The sequence below is a fragment of the Marinomonas sp. genome (assembly GCF_965225885.1).
Taxonomy (GTDB): domain Bacteria; phylum Pseudomonadota; class Gammaproteobacteria; order Pseudomonadales; family Marinomonadaceae; genus Marinomonas.
This window is the reverse complement of sequence record NZ_OZ245329.1, coordinates 1,203,901-1,219,468: the sequence shown is the minus strand read 5'-3', so window position 1 is coordinate 1,219,468 and position 15,568 is coordinate 1,203,901. Positions and strand designations below refer to the sequence as shown.

Annotated in this window: 18 protein-coding genes; 11 read left to right on the top strand and 7 right to left on the bottom strand. The window is 41.0% G+C overall.

What is annotated here, in order from left to right; genetic code table 11:
• The first annotated feature begins 151 nt into the window (after positions 1–151).
• Positions 152–379 carry a hypothetical protein gene (locus ACO05V_RS05645; RefSeq protein WP_421848369.1) on the top strand — a complete coding sequence of 76 codons (228 nt, stop codon included), beginning with the start codon at positions 152–154 and terminating at the stop codon, positions 377–379.
• Between the two features lie 142 nt (positions 380–521).
• On the opposite strand, the gene ACO05V_RS05640 is transcribed toward ACO05V_RS05645, so the two are convergent.
• On the bottom strand, positions 522–977 hold the full coding sequence (locus tag ACO05V_RS05640; protein ID WP_421848367.1) for a hypothetical protein: 456 nt from the start codon (positions 975–977) through the stop codon (positions 522–524).
• A gap of 7 nt (positions 978–984) precedes the next feature.
• A complete protein-coding gene (locus tag ACO05V_RS05635; protein WP_421848365.1) occupies positions 985–1,893 on the bottom strand; it encodes a DUF6731 family protein in 909 nt (302 codons plus the stop codon).
• Between the two features lie 149 nt (positions 1,894–2,042).
• Between ACO05V_RS05635 and ACO05V_RS05630 the strand changes: the two genes are divergently transcribed.
• Both ACO05V_RS05630 and ACO05V_RS05625 read left to right on the top strand, forming a co-directional pair.
• A complete protein-coding gene (locus ACO05V_RS05630) occupies positions 2,043–2,489 on the top strand; it encodes a hypothetical protein (protein WP_421848363.1) in 447 nt (148 codons plus the stop codon).
• The gene (locus ACO05V_RS05625; protein WP_421848361.1) at positions 2,486–3,085 is read left to right on the top strand and encodes a hypothetical protein; all 600 of its coding nucleotides are present in this window, start codon (positions 2,486–2,488) and stop codon (positions 3,083–3,085) included. The genes ACO05V_RS05630 and ACO05V_RS05625 overlap by 4 nt, the downstream gene beginning before the upstream one ends.
• Positions 3,086–3,175: 90 nt before the next feature.
• Here the strand turns inward: ACO05V_RS05625 and ACO05V_RS05620 are convergent, their stop codons facing one another.
• Together ACO05V_RS05620 and ACO05V_RS05615 are read right to left on the bottom strand one after the other, a co-directional pair.
• Positions 3,176–3,340 carry a hypothetical protein gene (locus tag ACO05V_RS05620; RefSeq protein WP_421848359.1) on the bottom strand — a complete coding sequence of 55 codons (165 nt, stop codon included), beginning with the start codon at positions 3,338–3,340 and terminating at the stop codon, positions 3,176–3,178.
• Positions 3,341–4,043: 703 nt separating this feature from the next.
• Positions 4,044–6,731, bottom strand: coding sequence for an NACHT domain-containing protein (locus ACO05V_RS05615; protein WP_421848357.1), 2,688 nt, complete (start codon positions 6,729–6,731; stop codon positions 4,044–4,046).
• Positions 6,732–7,066: 335 nt separating this feature from the next.
• On the opposite strand from ACO05V_RS05615, the gene ACO05V_RS05610 reads away from it, so the two are divergent.
• Both ACO05V_RS05610 and ACO05V_RS05605 read left to right on the top strand, forming a co-directional pair.
• Positions 7,067–7,474 (top strand): hypothetical protein, encoded by a 408-nt coding sequence (locus ACO05V_RS05610; RefSeq protein WP_421848355.1) that lies wholly within the window; start codon positions 7,067–7,069, stop codon positions 7,472–7,474.
• Positions 7,467–7,748 carry a hypothetical protein gene (locus ACO05V_RS05605; RefSeq protein WP_421848353.1) on the top strand — a complete coding sequence of 94 codons (282 nt, stop codon included), beginning with the start codon at positions 7,467–7,469 and terminating at the stop codon, positions 7,746–7,748. The genes ACO05V_RS05610 and ACO05V_RS05605 overlap by 8 nt, the downstream gene beginning before the upstream one ends.
• Here ACO05V_RS05605 and ACO05V_RS05600 read toward each other — a convergent pair.
• A complete protein-coding gene (locus tag ACO05V_RS05600) occupies positions 7,745–7,999 on the bottom strand; it encodes an ogr/Delta-like zinc finger family protein (RefSeq protein WP_421848351.1) in 255 nt (84 codons plus the stop codon). The genes ACO05V_RS05605 and ACO05V_RS05600 overlap by 4 nt on opposite strands.
• 147 nt (positions 8,000–8,146) lie before the next feature.
• Between ACO05V_RS05600 and ACO05V_RS05595 the strand changes: the two genes are divergently transcribed.
• The 3 genes from ACO05V_RS05595 to ACO05V_RS05585 all read left to right on the top strand — a co-directional run bounded on the left by ACO05V_RS05595 (position 8,147) and on the right by ACO05V_RS05585 (position 9,534).
• Entirely contained in the window at positions 8,147–8,326 is a 180-nt protein-coding gene (locus ACO05V_RS05595; protein WP_421848349.1) for a type II toxin-antitoxin system HicA family toxin, read from the top strand.
• A 134-nt stretch (positions 8,327–8,460) separates the two neighbouring features.
• Entirely contained in the window at positions 8,461–8,868 is a 408-nt protein-coding gene (locus ACO05V_RS05590) for a type II toxin-antitoxin system HicB family antitoxin (RefSeq protein WP_421848347.1), read from the top strand.
• 75 nt (positions 8,869–8,943) lie between these two features.
• A complete protein-coding gene (locus ACO05V_RS05585) occupies positions 8,944–9,534 on the top strand; it encodes a hypothetical protein (protein ID WP_421848345.1) in 591 nt (196 codons plus the stop codon).
• A gap of 9 nt (positions 9,535–9,543) precedes the next feature.
• Here the strand turns inward: ACO05V_RS05585 and ACO05V_RS05580 are convergent, their stop codons facing one another.
• Positions 9,544–10,551 carry a phage portal protein gene (locus tag ACO05V_RS05580; protein WP_421848343.1) on the bottom strand — a complete coding sequence of 336 codons (1,008 nt, stop codon included), beginning with the start codon at positions 10,549–10,551 and terminating at the stop codon, positions 9,544–9,546.
• A gap of 14 nt (positions 10,552–10,565) precedes the next feature.
• Complete coding sequence (locus ACO05V_RS05575; protein WP_421848341.1) at positions 10,566–12,380, bottom strand: terminase large subunit domain-containing protein; 1,815 nt, start codon at positions 12,378–12,380, stop codon at positions 10,566–10,568.
• Positions 12,381–12,591: 211 nt separating this feature from the next.
• Here ACO05V_RS05575 and ACO05V_RS05570 point away from each other — a divergent pair, with 211 nt between their 5' ends.
• The 3 genes from ACO05V_RS05570 to gpM all read left to right on the top strand — a co-directional run bounded on the left by ACO05V_RS05570 (position 12,592) and on the right by gpM (position 15,567).
• Complete coding sequence (locus tag ACO05V_RS05570) at positions 12,592–13,506, top strand: GPO family capsid scaffolding protein (RefSeq protein WP_421848339.1); 915 nt, start codon at positions 12,592–12,594, stop codon at positions 13,504–13,506.
• Positions 13,507–13,565: 59 nt separating this feature from the next.
• The gene (locus ACO05V_RS05565; protein ID WP_421848337.1) at positions 13,566–14,600 is read left to right on the top strand and encodes a P2 family phage major capsid protein; all 1,035 of its coding nucleotides are present in this window, start codon (positions 13,566–13,568) and stop codon (positions 14,598–14,600) included.
• 79 nt (positions 14,601–14,679) lie between these two features.
• Positions 14,680–15,567, top strand: a complete 888-nt coding sequence (gpM, locus tag ACO05V_RS05560; RefSeq protein WP_421848335.1) for a phage terminase small subunit — start codon at positions 14,680–14,682, stop codon at positions 15,565–15,567.
• Position 15,568 lies beyond the last annotated feature (1 nt).

The following is a 15,568-nucleotide window of genomic DNA, read 5'->3' as shown; positions in this document are numbered from 1 at the left end:
TTCATTAAAATCAATAGGTTAGTGTTTTTTGTGCCTATGCTTTCACGCATGGCATTTAACATTGATTTGAACCACCACAAGAAGATTGCTAATCTAGCAGTCAGTAAGGATTGCTACAGGTAAAACCTCAACACAGTGAAAGGACGCACTTATGAACACAATAGAAATACAACTACTCGCAGAACAAGCCCTCGGACTCACTCCAGACCAAGCAGACGCCCTCATCGATAGCGGGGAAGATTACGACACCCCATTAAAAGAGCGCTTTGGTGTAGACCTAGAAACCTTTGGCAAAATCGCCAATGCACTTTCCAACAATAGAACAACCCCAAACCAAACAGCTTATACATACTTTTGTTCAATCAAAAGACGGACGTAACTCTATTATTACAAGACAAGGCATAGATAAAATTGTGCTTTTTAATCAGGCATAAGAACAGTATCAGCAACAACCTCTGGTACTGTTCAAGGCAAGTATGAACTTTCAGGTATATTAAGCAGCAAAAATGCTTGTTGTCTTATTACATATTGGCGCTAAATTTTGAGAATTCACGCCATACAATGATAAACATACAAACAGAAAATGTGAGAACGAAGACACCTACTTCTACAATAATAGAAATAAGCTTCAGATTGGAAAGAGTCCCTGTATCGGAAAACATTGCATTTTCAGGAATGAATAAAGATGCTAGGAAAATAATACAAACGCTAAGCAAACAGCCCATTGTTTCATGAAGCCTTCTAACCAAGCGCGGTAAATAGCCTGTTAACTGTGTATTACGGATCAGTGCATTATCTTTCGCTGTAGCTAAAAGAATCACCGACGCCATCACAAAACCAAACAAAATCCCTGTGACTGTGGCCGCAGTAGAGGCTATAGGTTGTATCTGGCTGAGTGTAAGGCTTGGTACAACCTCCCACGCAACCGCCGCAACGATAGCTGATGCAATAACGGATATAATCACTTTCTTAATCATAATAGGTCTATTCTATACGGGCTTCGCCTAGCACCCCAAAGTAGTTTGCAAGTTCAGCTTCTTTCTCCCTTCTAGACTCCATTATAGCATTCCACATGCTGTTAGGGCTTGGATAACGTCCATCTAATTCAATATCGACATCATGAGCTAAACGGTCTGCGATCAGATCCAAAGGGTGAGAGACATCCCCCTCCTCTAACATTAGATTCGCAGATTGAAGATCGAACTTCTCTTTCATTTCAAGCACCGCACGCTTCAATCTATTATCAAGATAGCGACGTTCAGGGTCACTTGAATGACCATCACCTCTGAATGTAATGTTTACGCTCGCTCCATTAGAAGCATTAAGGCTCTGAATGATGGAATTATTAAAATCATGTTCAATATTTTGAAATAACGCGGGATTGGTTGGTCGTGCAATTTTGACATTTAATGTTCGTATATGGACTTCGTTTCGCATTAAGCGCAGTAAATCAGCCGCTTCGATAACAGGATCTAAAGAAAAGGTATAGCTGTTCGCTGTTAGGTAACTGGACAGTTGCTTCGAGTTAATAGCATATCTATTTCGTTGAATGATCAATAACGAATAGTCACTGAAATATTTGAAATAACATTTCTCTAGAAGTCGCTCATTTTCCTCAAGAGGAATCTCACGCTCTTCGCCACCCGGAGCCGCTGCATGAGGTAAGTCAGCCGCTCTATATTTTCCGATCACGCCACGATAACCATAATCGGTTTGTGAAATATGCCTAACATCAAACTGAGTTCTATGAACTGCTCTAACCGTTGTTTGGCCTTCTGCAAAGGCATTGGCTAAGATAGCAAAAATATCGCCCGCTGACCTAGCTGGTAGTTGCGGATTACTTGCAGCCACCTTACATTCATAGAAATCGAACTTAATTTTTCTTCTTGCCATCTGATGTCCCTATTAATTTTCTTTGTGATCAAAACAGACCTTAAGACATTTGCCATCATTTGAAAACATTTTTTGACTAAATACTGACACTATTCCCTTCTCATGCTAATCTGATGAACAGGCAAATAATAGAATTCAAGGATAGATCGATGATTAACTTATACTCAGCAAAATCTACATACCCCAGCCTTAAGGACAATGCAGATAAATTTATCAAAAAATTTACAGCAACTGCAGCGATCACAGGAGAAGTGAAAAAGTTAGACGGAGACACTCAATTTGAGGCTTTTGGAAAGTTCTTTGAACTGAAATTTTCTATGGTTCGTAACCCAATTGAAAAACTACATCTTGATTTTCTGGGTGAAATTAGAGCTTATACGATTACTGAAACAGCAACAGGTGCCAAAGTAGAAAATCATTTAGCTTGCATTTGGTTTGACAGGCAAGAGAATTCAACAGATTTGTTAAAAGAAGACACCCGCCTCCACAGTGCCCTTACAGAAGATGATACTGTCAGCAATTTCACTCAAGTCTTATTATATAGCTTACTCGATTCCGATCATTTTAAAGCATACGGAGTGCAGGATAAAAAATGAAGAATATATTATGTTTTGTAGCTGCTGTTATTTTTACGATGAATCTGGCCATAGCATCTGGGATAGAAGCGGATATTAAAGAGTTTGCAACTCGAGAATACCCTAATGACCCTCAAATGCAGCAATACACCTACAAAAAACAAATCTCTGCATATCATTATTTATCTACAGTGCAAGATACTGAGCTTAAAGAGTTCTCATTAAGAGAATATCCCAATGACTATGCAATGCAGAAATATACATACGATAAGCAACTTGCTGCAAAACGTTATATGAAGTCAGTTGATGATACGGAAGTTAAGAAGTTCTCTCTTCGGGAATATCCATATGATTATTCAATGCAGAAATATACATACGACAAACAGCTTTCTGCAAAAATGTATATGAAAACAGTTGAAGATGCTGAAGTTAAGACATTTTCTATAAGAGAATATCCATACGATTACTCAATGCAAAAATACACTTATGACAAACAATTATCCGCTAAAGAGTATATGGAATCTGTTCCCAATCAAGATGCAAAAAATAAAGTATCAAGAGAATACCCTTACGATCACTCAATGCAGAAATATATATATGATAGAATTGCGTATTGAAAACATTAAAGACCGTAAAGATCGTCTGAATTTAATTTAAAAAAGGCAATAAAAAGCCCTTGCGTGAAGGGCTTTTTATTCAATTGGAAGTTATTTTTCTCCCTTCGATGATTCATTTAGATGACTCTTTCCAGAATCAGGTTTTCTAGGAGCACCATCCCAGCTATCCGTGACATACACGATTTTTGGGGGCGTTACATTTTTGTTTGGACCTGATGAAGTCTCTGTTGATTTTGTTTTATTTTCTTCAGACACGATATTTTCCTCTATTAACTAATGATTCCCATTATAAAAATGAGTGAAACAGATATGCACAATGACCACATTGTAAAAGAAATATCCTGATACCCTATTGCCATTAATTTGCTTTTTCTCTCGTTACAATTTCTAGCATCTTGCAGAGCTGATTTACACGTTTCTGACAAGTTATAATAGACAGTGACCAAGCTCTCCTCTTCAACAAGTTTTGTAGTGTAATCATCAACAGGAAGTCTCGGCATTTTTTTAAAAGATAGCGATCTAAAAAGAAAACTCCACGAGATCATTAAACCCAAATAAGTAATAGCTATATTAACAACTATAATCCACTTAAAAACACTATCAAATGGATAGATTAGATTAGAGTAAAGACGAATCATTAGCGTATAAGAGACAACAATAATTGATAGAAAGTTTCGAAGCCTTATCCTCCATGTTACGAAATCGCTGGAGTTCATCATCAAAGCCTGATCTCGCGTATTCATAAAGAAACTTATATTTATCAACTATTTCTGACATTTAACAACCTCAACATATCAGCTTCAATTATCCAATCAGGAATAATTAAAAGAATAATAATTTTCATCTGACCCTAAATATTGAAAATCCCACCAATACATAATCAACAAATTTTATAGAAATTTTCACCTAACCCTAAATGCCTGAAATTGAGTTCGGGTCTAAAAAGACAGCTTGAAGGCTAAAAACCTTCAATTTTATCAGATTCTAAATGGCCATTTAAAAGCTCATTGTATGAATTCTTATTTTCTTTTGGAGACGACTTAATCATTAACCTTAATGTTTTTAGTGAATATGTCACACACCCAAATTTATCATAAACCCCTTGAATTAAGTCATAAAAATCATTGTTTTGAGCATATAAACTTAACGCACCCTTCCACCATTCATTTCCTGTAAGTCCTATCAAATCAATATTTCTATCAGTTCCTAATACACAAGAAGCCAAATGCTCTTGAAATCTAAAGTGTCCAAATGAATATTCCCCTGTGAGCCTATCTTTAATTAAGATATTACATGGATCTTCAAGTTCCTTAACGCACTCGATTATGAAATTATTACTATAACTACTTGATAATTCAGACCTTAATCTACTCTTTATTGATGTAAGTGTTGAAGATCTAATGCCTGACTTATGCATTGAGAATGCAATTTTTTTCGCACACATTATTAAAGATTCAGACTTTTGATTCTGTCTTATTACTTTTTTATGCAGGTCGTATTCCCCTGTAAAAAGTTTTAGCCTTTCGTTATAAATTTCGAACTCAGATGTTGGGGCATCGATCCCTTTCTCCATTAAAGAACAAGCTATTGTTGCTAATAGAGGAGTTTTTATATAATCATATATATCCTTTTCCTTAATGGCCTTTATCAATTTTTTTGCTTTACCTTTATCCTCCATCCATCCTAAAATGAATTTTGATAACTGTTCTTTTGTAAACGGCAAAAGAGTTATTCCTAAAAAATCAATCTCTTTTATATAACTTACACAATCTCTACTTGAAATTATTATCTGAACACTGGGATACTCTTTCTTAAAATCAGATATTGCTTTAGTTATAAACTTAACGCTTGAATAAACCTCATCCAAACCATCTAAAATCAAAGCAATAGGTTTACTCGATAATATAGCACTAATTTTATTAATAGCATCTTCATTAACCGCTTGCTTTTTACTTAAAAGAATTATTTTTTGAATTACATTTCTAGTTATATTTTTTTCATCTTCAAAGTCATGATTTTTAATAAACTCCTCTAACACTCTATTTAGAGGGATATACACTAAACGCTTACTCTCTATCTCTGAAAAAAATGCAACATATGCTTGGAGTGTTGTTGTCTTACCAACGCCTGCACCTCCATAAACTGCAATATCATTCCCGGTAGATAATATATCGTGTGGAGAAATAGAAACCCTATCCTCATTCTCATTAGTCTCAAATGTAATAACTCCAGATATTAAAGGAGAAAAACGCTTTATAAATTCAATATAATTTAATGATATCTTAGTTTCATATAGAAATTTTTTAAGATTAAATAAACCACTGCCGCTGCCAGTATTAATAAGTGATAAAGAATTACGATATTCACTAGTTCTTCTATCTAACTCAGCTCGGATAAAGCATGAATTTAGAGTGAAGTTGAAAGTCGGCCTGGTTACTATCAAACTATTGAGTTCATCAATAGCGATCAAAGCTTCTTTTAAATTTTTTATTATTGGAGTAATTTTAAATAAATGATTACTTAGCCTTCTATCTGAAATTCTATTTACAAGGAAATGATCTGAAAAATATTCAATGTTTTTATAAATTGATTTATTTTTAAACGATGATATTGCGCGATTAATCTCTGAAATAGCCTCCATTCCATCTTCATCTTCATCTTCATCTTCATCTTCATCTTCATCTTCATCTTCATCCTCACCTTCACCTTCACCACTAAAAGCTGAAACAAACGCCTCTTGGATTTCAATTAATTTAGAGAGCCATAAATCGTATTCTTCTTTTTTGTTCATGAAAATACAAATGTTTTCTTTATTATCTTCAGTACTATAACGTTCGAGGTCACGAATATATTTATCTTCAACTTCTCCAACATTTTCAATGATAAAACCAAATGAAAAATCGAATGAATTTTCAAAAAACAAAACTTCGTTTTTAACTCTTTCCCATTCATCGATAACTTCAGTAGAAAACAAATCAATTGGAATATTTAACTTAAAGTCAAACAACAAATTACTATCAACAGAACCTACGAAAAAACCTAAATCACTATAGTAATTACCAATATTCACTTCTTTTTTACTATTTAAAGCAGAGAGAAGTTCATTATTTATAAGATGTGTATGTTGATGAAGAAATAAATCATCATCATTTTCGCTCAAAATAGAGAAAAGATTTGGGGCATATTTATTGATACTTTGAATGATTTTTGGCCCATCAAAAAAACTGATTTTTTTCCCGTCCCCAACTTTAGTCTGACTTAATATTTCATCCATCAAACGAGTAGATATTTCCTCAGGACAAGCCAGATATACATAATCAGCTCGAACCTTTCGTCCCTCTATGTGAGGAATTTCATCTGTTAAACACTGTCTTAATTGATGCAATAGCTGCGAGAGTTTTGCCCCTTCTTTTACATTCTGAATATCACTTACTTTTTTTGACTGAATAAAGGTAATTTGTGGTTCTATCTCTGGAGGGTTTTCTTTTTGAGCAATTAAATCCTTACCTCTCTCGTATACACCGCCATAAAAATCAACTCGTGTATAACCCATAGCTTCAAAAAGAGGCTTAATAATATCTCTTGTAAAATCATTCTCCTCCATTGCCCTCAGCGCTTTTAAGTACTTTTGATCCATGGTTTCCATTTGAGAGATGATCCTTATGTAAAGTTAATTAGCTCAATAATGTTCCATTTGTCCCAACTTGAAAACATTTTTATTGACTTCTTTTTCTTACCATCCTATGGTTTAAGGATGTTGGCAAAATCCAACACTGGAGTTTGAAAGCTCTAAAGATACGAGGACGCACATTCCGCCGCGTTGCGGTTTTTTTTGTGCCATAATGCTTGCGTTATGGTGGCTGTGCGCGGTGAGGCTTCGGCCTACCAGCTCCTCGTAACTGGTCTTTCAACTCCGCGTTCAGCCACCACCCATATTTGAAAGTGTGGGTTGTGGTTTAAATTCTTACGAGGAAATAAACCATGAATAACGCTATTGTTCGTTCACAGCACCACCACGCCCTTTTGCCGTCCAGCGGCACCTTTTCCGCTCTACCTTCCCATAACGTTTTACCTACTCAAAGAATAGGCATTGGCCGTATCGTCGCGGTTTGCGTCGAAAGTGACACGCCTTTGTCTGTTCAAACGCCGAATGGCGCCATCTTTTCTATCGGCGGTTTATCCGATCGTCAGAAGCAACAACTCCTTACCCTATTACCCGATCTCATCCATACCCGTGTCCGCTTTCAGTACAGCCGACAAAATGAACTTGGCCAAGCGGTCGATGCGATGTTTCAAACCTTGCTCATCGAGGGCGACACCCGCCACAGAGCCAGCTCAGTCGTGTTTAATACTGGATTTAACAACATGCAAGGAGTACAGCATGGATAAGCCAGACATTGATTCAGTACAAGATTTCAACATGGAGCGAGTAAACTTGGACATGACAACATCTGACGAAATAAAACGCCAAATACACCATATGTCGTTTGGGATCGATGCATTAGACGGGCTAGGAATGATGGCGGCCCATGCCGTGGATGACGACATAGGCGTCACAGGGGAACAGATAGGAAGTTTACTAAAGTGTGTGGAATACAGTTTATTGATGGCTCAAAGGAAGATCATTGCGGCAATAGACGAAAACGATGGTAACACCCACTAACTAGCGAACATATCGCGCTGCAGAGCCTGCCTTTCTTCGAGAGGCAGGCTTTTTATTAGGGCACTGGCGATTTGTAGCGTGGTGTGACGAGGTGGGTTTAAATCGTGAGAGTGGCTTAACTTATAAACAAAACTGGCGCCACAGGCTTTGGTGTTGGTACATTGGCAATATAGGTCTTTTACCGTCTCGCACAATACGTTAGACGACGTGATCAAAGCTTTGCTGTGGCAATGTGGGCAAATGACTCGCATGGCTAACTCCCCTAAGTTTTGGATATTTTAGCAAAATTAAGGGGATATAACACTCCCCGAAAAAGTAAACAAAAAAGATTACCATCAACCTTTACAAGGTAAACATTTTTGATTACTATTAATTTGTTATTTTGACAAGGAGACAAGGTGAAGCAAAGTGAATTCAGACGACTGTTAGAAAAGATGGGAGTAGAGGTTAAGCAAGGTACAAACCACTTAAAACTCTACTACGGAGATAAACGATCAGTGATGCCAAGACACCCAAGCAAAGAAATACCAGAAGGCACGAGAAAGGCAATACTGAAGCAACTAGGAATGAATGAGTAGCCTACAAGGGCTACTCATTTTCGCAAAAGATTAATTTTTTTGCAGCTAAAAGATTAATCTTTTAGCTCACGCAGCTTAGAAAAACAAAGCATCATAACGCGCAAGGGCGTTATATAAATATAGGATTTATTGCTATGAAATACCCAGTCAATATTTATAAAGATGGCGATGGCTACAGCGTCAACTTTCCAGATATACCAGAGGCGTTAACCTGTGGCGACACTTACGAAGAAGCTTTAGCCGAAGCCGAAGCCGCTTTGATTACCGCTTTTGAATTTTACTTTGAGGACGAACGCTCGGTACCGTTACGATCTAAAGTAACCGGCGAATTTGTTAGCGTACCTTTAAGCGTGTGGAGCAAAGTGCTTCTACTAAACGCGATGCTTGAAGAGCATGTTTCCCAATCAGAATTGGCCAAACGTATTGGTAAAAAGAAGCAGGAAATGCAACGTATTATAAACCTTGGCCATAATACGAAAATCGATACTTTAGTGAGTGCACTAGAGGCATTAGGTAAAAAAATCAGCTTCTCTGTCGTCTGAGTTCGCTTTTTCGCACCTTGTTAAATCAGCCCCTCTATTGAGGGGATTTTTTTAAATATATATAAGGAAATTATCATGCCAGATGCTAACAGCATTGCCATCACACAGCAGTTAACACATGGCTTTCAAGCCTCAGATTGGATTGCATTATCAAGTGTTGTCATAGCCTTGTGTGTGTTTTTTACAACACTTTGGCAAGCTTGGGTTTCCCGAAATCAAGCCATCATCAATGTTCGTCCTTTACTCATCGCATCTGTTGATCAAATAGAGTCACCTGATCTCATGCTCACAGTGATCGTCTATTTAGAGAATGTTGGCATTGGTCCTGCAATTATAAAGTCGTGGTCAGTTTATTCTGATGATCAACCAATAGACAAAACAAAAAAAGATCCAGCATTAAGTACGCTGAGTTTCGCTTTTACAGAACTGAAAACTCCTGTGAGTATAAGTAGTGTACATGGCTCTGAGAAACAAACTGGCTTTGCGATGAAAGCAGGAGCTAAAGACCCAATTTTAACAATTAAGGCTGTAAATGGATCGGCAAGTGTAAATAGAATATTAACGAACCTTGATCGCTTAAAACTTGTTATTGAATATCAAGATTTATATCAGAAAAAACAACCAGTCCTAGATACATCGAAAAACAAACTCATTTCAAATAAATAATTCGTATCATCATTCCTGACTCTGCCACGTCGGTTCTTTAAAACTAACCGAACCAGCACCTATGTGCTGGTTTATCTCTAGGAATGGTTGCTGCAGTGCGCCTATTTCCAGTTCGTGATACACACGCATTATCTTCTCTATGTCACCAAAGCCGCCTGTGTTGTCTGGCATGATGCCAGATAGACCAGGTTGCATGCGGTGCATAGAAAGTATCTCTATCATTGTGATGTTCTTTACCCGCTCGAATTCGTCTTTGGTGCCTATGTCGCCCACGGGGATGATTTGCACCGGCTCTTTGGCGGCGGATTTGCCGATGTTTAGATAAAGCGATCGGAAGTTACCTGGTCCTTTGGATGACTGTACTTTCTTCTGTATTTTTTCTGCGGTTTCTTCGTCTAAATCCGCGTCGTTGGTGACGAGTATATAGCCCATGTGCGCGCCGTTTGAATAGTATTTACGACGAAATAACCCTGCCTCTTCACTTAGTAATACGGACTGAATGCCGCCTAGGTATTCCGGTAGACCGTAGATGTCTTGTTTTAGGTCTGGGTTGTTAATCTGGACCACTTCACCAGGTTTAAATTCGGTTTTGCTGCCGTCTTTATTCAGTTTGAAGAACACGCCTTTTTTACGACCACGGCGCATGGTGAGCGATGGTAGCCATTCGGTACGCACCACTTTGCCAAAGCCGTTTCTAAACACTTGAAAGTACAGTATGCCAGTGACCACGTAGTCCAACGCGAGGCGCTGCATGGTGGCATAGGTCATAACGGTCGATGGAATGAACCATTTGAGCACCATGTTCTTTTTGAAGTGGAGAATCGAGTTGTGGTGCGGGTTGGCGTTCATAATATCGGCCAAGCCAGACAGCGACACCGGTGGGCGGTAGTATTCGCCCATGGTATCGAGGTAGGTGCCTGTGTATTCGGATAGGTGATTATTCAGTACCGGCTCTGGTGCGCCAAATTCAAACATGTGCGTGGCTGATTGGGTCGATGTATTCTTTTCAGATGTCATGATTTTTATATTCCTTAGTCGCTAAAAGCCACAGTAGATTTGCGTTTGGGTGCCAGTGGTTCGTAGTTGAAGCCATGCATAATTGACCAGGCTAAATCGGCGTGGCCGGTTGCGTTGGATCGGTTGGCCGAGTAGGTAATTTGCCCGTTGCCGGTCACGGTTTGGGTGATCATCATGAAGGCTTGGGTGACTTCTTTGTCGGCGGCGCTGTATTTAAAGCGTCCGTTTTCAATGAGGTCGAGCGCCTTTAGTACGAGTTCGGTTTTGGTTTGCACGCTGTAGGTTATGGGCGTGACACGCCGATAAAATTGTTCAACGAGTTCAAACACACCGCGGCCAATGCCCGACACGTCTATGCCGATGTGTTTGACGTTGTGTTTGTCTTTTTCTTCTTTGATTCGTGAGGCTTGCCATTGGAAGTTGACGCCACGCCATGAGTCTTTTTTCAGTAGTCGCCATGAATCACTTGGGCTTAATGGAATGGCCAACAAGGCAAGACTGGCGTTGTCTCGTGTACGCGATGGGTCGTAGCCAATCGCCACTGGTCGGTTGCCAAAGGGTTGTGCGGCGTCTTTTTTGTAGTCGATCCATGATTCGGTATCGACCATGCATTTCATGAGTGTGGCGAGGTTAAATACGCTGTTGGCGTCGTCTATCCATTTGCACAGGTATTTGTTGTTGAATGCGTCTGTGCTGTTTTCACCTCTTAATTCTTCTATGTCGAAAAGGTCGCATCCGCCCTCTTCTGCGTCTTCTATCGTGACGATCTGGCGCCATATTTTGTCTGCCCCTAAACACCCGCCTTTTAGATTTTTATGCGTTATGTCGAATTTGATGCGTTTGGATTCGGCCAGCTTGGCGTTGAAGTCGTTTCCGTTCCACATTTGGTAGGCAGGGTGTGAGGTGGCTGACGGCACGGAGAATAGCGTTCTACGCCATTTCTTATGGGTCGACATGCCAGACGCCATGTTCCATAGCTTCACAAAGTCGGGCATCCAGAACACTTCGTCACAATAAAGATGACCGTGGTAGGAGTTGGCTGTGCGGCTGTTTGTGGATAAAAAGCGTAGTTCTGCACCGTTTGACAGGGTTATCACGCCTTGGCCTTTTAACTCGACCTCAAAGTGTTCCATGGCAAAAGCGATGATGTAGGCTTTGAATACTTCGGCTTGGTCACGTGAAGACGATAAGAAAAGCTGGTTTTCGCCTGTGCGGATGGCGTCGTCTAGGGCTTCAAACGCAAAGTACCAGGTCGCGCCTATCTGACGTGACTTTAGGATCATTCTTGTTCGACGTGTGAGCGGGTCTAACTTACGTTGGTACCAATATTCTTGATAAGGGAAAAACAGTTTGTTTCGTACGTCGTCCAGCATTTCTGTGGTGATGCTGGATATGTCGTTTTTTACCGTTTTTTTACGACCTCGACCGCGTTGTTTCTTTTCTGGTGCGTAGGTTTTTATCTTTTCATTTTCACCCATGAATTCAGGCGGTATATAGCCACCGCTGGCCATTATTTTGGCTTCGGCTTGTAGCTTTTCTGCTGTGGCCGCTTTTATACGAAAGTCCCCAAACACACTAATAAGCTTTGATAGTTCGTCTATTTCCGCTGGGGTTTTGTCGTCCTTTTCTGCCAGTAGATTTACCCGTCTTGATATGGCTTGTTCGACTGTGTCTGGCGGGGCAAATAGATCCCATGTGCCGGCATCCTTCCAGTTATAGAGCGTGCGTACCTCTACCCCTGTGTCTTGGGATATTTCTTGGATCGTCCAGCCTTTTATATACAGCTGTTTTGCCGCTTCTTTCACTTCTGGCGAATACGTCTTTGCCACTTCTAGCACCTGCTTTTTACAATTGACGCTATTTTAGGTGCTGAAATTAAAGAATTAACCCTTTCTCATTAATGACAATTTTTGTTTGTTCTATATAGGAATCATAAGGAATTAATGGCGTTGAATGGGTCCATTTTTACACCTAGAATTTTCAACATTAGAGACGAAGCACCATTTTTAGGGTGATTTAAAAACTCAAAAAGGTTGAAACATGGCAAAGCCTAAGAAAAAAACAGAGTGGTATCGATTCGGTCGTAGTGGCGACACGATAGACGGTCGAGTAATCAAAACTGAAGACATTCAGCAAGCCGCAGATTCCTACGACACAAGTTTTTATACCGCGCTCATTTGGCCTGACCATAAGCGTTGGTTCAACTTGGGCAAAGTCATCGCTGTACGCGCTGAAAAGAACGACGAAGGCGGTATGGATTTATACGGTCAAGTTGAAGCCAATGAGTACTACAAAGACATGAATAAGATGGGCCAGCGCCTGTTTTTCTCTATGGAGCTTTGGCCTAACTTCCGAAAAACCGAAAAAACCTATCTTAGTGGCCTTGCTGCAACCGATGAACCGGCCTCTGTGGCGACCAGTGAAATCCATCTTTCCCGTGTTGAACCTGACGTCACGGTGGGCGACGCGATTGAAGCCGCACCGCATTACTTTGATGCGCAAGACGGTAAAGAAGGCGACACAAAAAACGTGCTCGCAGCCATTGCCCACTTTTTCAAATCCCAAACCCCATCCGACGATGATTCTGACGACTCACAGGAAGAAACCGACATGACTAAAGAACAATACGAAGCACTTTCAAGCGGCCTTACAGCATTAACCCAACGATTCAATACAGCTTTCCCAGAACAGCAGCAAGCTCCAGCAGGCAGCGAAGCACCGACGATGGAAGAGCAAATAATCGCACTCACAGCCCAAGTGAAAGAGCTGACGGATAAGCAAGGCACGCCGCCAAAAGATGAACCTGAAAGCAGCGTATCGAAAGAAGAGTTTTCGCAACTTCAAACAGCACTCACCGCGCTGACGGAACAGTTCAAAGCGGCAACAAAAGAGCAGCCAGGCACGAACGGTGGAGAACATGACGGTGACGCAAAAGACCTAAGCGCCTGTATTTAAGGCACAGAGCTTACGTTTTTTCATTCGCTAAACATTACATTTTATAAAGGAACAGAACCATGTCCGCACCCACTCATTTAAGTGCAGAATCCCGTGCTCGATTAGATCAGCATTTTGCTGATACGGCCGAAGCTTTCAATGCAACACCTCGCGACCCTTCGGTTGGTCAGCATTTTTCCGCGACGCCAAGTGTGGCGCAAACCGTGTATGAAAAGATCGTTGAGCATGGCGACAGCTTCTTGAAGCTAATCAACGTCATTGGTGTTCGAGACATCAAAGGCGAAAAAGTCGGCATGAGCCTAAGCGGTCGATCTGCTGGCCGTACCGACACAGATAGCGGTGTTGAACGTAAACCCAAGCACCTCGTTAAAACCGATTCGAAAGGTTTTGAACTTTTCCATACGGAATTCGATGTGGCGTTAAAGTATTCGAAGATCGATGCCTGGTCTAAGTTCAAAGACTTTGCCAATCGCTACATGAAAATGGTGCGTACTTCTATTGGCGACGACATGCTGCAAACCGGCTGGACGGGCATTAGTGCCGAGACGTTCACAGACTTGGCGGCGAACCCTCTTCTTCAAGATTTGAATAAGGGCTGGTTGCAACTCCTACGTGAATTTAAAGGTGGTCAACAGTACCTAAAAGCCACAGCAGAACTGCCTATCGTATTGGGTAGCGACAGCATTAAAAACTTGGATGTATTGGTTCATCAAGCCAAGCAAATGCTGCCGATTTATCACCGAAAACGCAAAGACCTTGTTGTCATCGTTGGTGATGACATTCTGAGTTCACAAGAAGAAACCTACTTCGAGCTGAACGGCGATACACCAACCGAAAAAGCGGTATTGGCCAATCGTATCACTAAGGCTTATGGCAACTTGCCTATCGTGTACGCGCCCTTCTTCCCTGACGGTGCCCTGCTCATTACGCCTTTGGACAATCTATCCATTTATTTCCAAGACACGTCTGTACGTCGATTGCAGAAAGACAAACCGGAGTTAAACGAGGTTCAAGACTTCAACTCAGCTAACCAAGGTTATGTCGTGGAAGACGAAGAGATGGCGGCGTTTATTGAAGGCATCACTTTGGCGTAAGCAGAAGCCGCACACGGACGTGTCTTTGACCCTACCCGCCTTTGGCTAGGGTCTTTTTTAAACATCGGTGGAGACCAACATGGCAACACTACAACAGATCAAACAAGCGCAGATTGAAGCGGCTAAAAAGGCTGGAAAGCCGAACCCGTATGCGAAGGCAGAGAAACTCGTGGCTAAAGCCGCCAAGCAGATAATGGCGACTGGCAAACAGATGGGCAAACTCGCAGCATTGAAAGCCAAACAGCTAGAAGCCAACCCAGACGCGTATGGCGTAAAGCCAACGATCATTGGTGCAGACATGGCAGATGGTGACGACAGCACTTCAACCACGATGATTGGCGGTGTAGGCAAACATTTATTCGAGCAGCTTCAAGCGGCGATGGTGACGGACGTTGCACGTATCAAAACCAAGCCAGAACTCGAGGACAAGCAAGCCCTTAAAGGCGAGCTTTTGCCCAATTATTTGCCGTTTGTTCAGGCGTATGTGGCCGATGGTCACGACTACCCGAACGATGTGGCTGTACAGGTCATGGTGTGGTTGTTCGATGTAAATGACATCGATAACGCGCTAAAAATCGGCATGTACCTGGTCGCAACCGGCAACAACGATTTGCCGCCAAAATTCAGCCGTAACTTACCCACTTTTATTGCAGATGCGCTCTACGACTGGGCAAACGCCGAGCTAAAAGCCGAGCAAACCGCCACACCGTATTTAGACGCTTTAGTCGACTTTGTTGACGATGCTCTGGCAGAAAAATGGGACTTACACCCTGCTGTTATTAGTAAAAACCTTTCCCTTTTGGCGAAGCATAAAGAACGCGAAGGCAAGTTAGCCGAATGCGTTGCTTTGTGTGAAAAAGCCGAAACCGCTAACCCAGAAGGCGCAGGCGTGAAGACAATGAAAGAGCGCGTGCAAAAGCTACTCGATAAATCAGTAGAAAGCAGCGACGAAGAAACAAACGAATAGG

What these genes read in the sequence shown, in the direction of transcription:
- ACO05V_RS05600 (WP_421848351.1), bottom strand. Translation starts at nt 7,999, where the DNA reads ATGCGAGTCATTTGCCCACATTGCCACAGCAAAGCTTTGATCACGTCG.
- gpM (WP_421848335.1), top strand. Translation starts at nt 14,680, where the DNA reads ATGGCAACACTACAACAGATCAAACAAGCGCAGATTGAAGCGGCTAAA.
- ACO05V_RS05630 (WP_421848363.1), top strand. Translation starts at nt 2,043, where the DNA reads ATGATTAACTTATACTCAGCAAAATCTACATACCCCAGCCTTAAGGAC.
- ACO05V_RS05615 (WP_421848357.1), bottom strand. Translation starts at nt 6,731, where the DNA reads ATGGAAACCATGGATCAAAAGTACTTAAAAGCGCTGAGGGCAATGGAG.
- ACO05V_RS05635 (WP_421848365.1), bottom strand. Translation starts at nt 1,893, where the DNA reads ATGGCAAGAAGAAAAATTAAGTTCGATTTCTATGAATGTAAGGTGGCT.
- ACO05V_RS05565 (WP_421848337.1), top strand. Translation starts at nt 13,566, where the DNA reads ATGTCCGCACCCACTCATTTAAGTGCAGAATCCCGTGCTCGATTAGAT.
- ACO05V_RS05580 (WP_421848343.1), bottom strand. Translation starts at nt 10,551, where the DNA reads ATGACATCTGAAAAGAATACATCGACCCAATCAGCCACGCACATGTTT.
- ACO05V_RS05590 (WP_421848347.1), top strand. Translation starts at nt 8,461, where the DNA reads ATGAAATACCCAGTCAATATTTATAAAGATGGCGATGGCTACAGCGTC.
- ACO05V_RS05610 (WP_421848355.1), top strand. Translation starts at nt 7,067, where the DNA reads ATGAATAACGCTATTGTTCGTTCACAGCACCACCACGCCCTTTTGCCG.
- ACO05V_RS05605 (WP_421848353.1), top strand. Translation starts at nt 7,467, where the DNA reads ATGGATAAGCCAGACATTGATTCAGTACAAGATTTCAACATGGAGCGA.
- ACO05V_RS05640 (WP_421848367.1), bottom strand. Translation starts at nt 977, where the DNA reads ATGATTAAGAAAGTGATTATATCCGTTATTGCATCAGCTATCGTTGCG.
- ACO05V_RS05585 (WP_421848345.1), top strand. Translation starts at nt 8,944, where the DNA reads ATGCCAGATGCTAACAGCATTGCCATCACACAGCAGTTAACACATGGC.
- ACO05V_RS05625 (WP_421848361.1), top strand. Translation starts at nt 2,486, where the DNA reads ATGAAGAATATATTATGTTTTGTAGCTGCTGTTATTTTTACGATGAAT.
- ACO05V_RS05570 (WP_421848339.1), top strand. Translation starts at nt 12,592, where the DNA reads ATGGCAAAGCCTAAGAAAAAAACAGAGTGGTATCGATTCGGTCGTAGT.
- ACO05V_RS05645 (WP_421848369.1), top strand. Translation starts at nt 152, where the DNA reads ATGAACACAATAGAAATACAACTACTCGCAGAACAAGCCCTCGGACTC.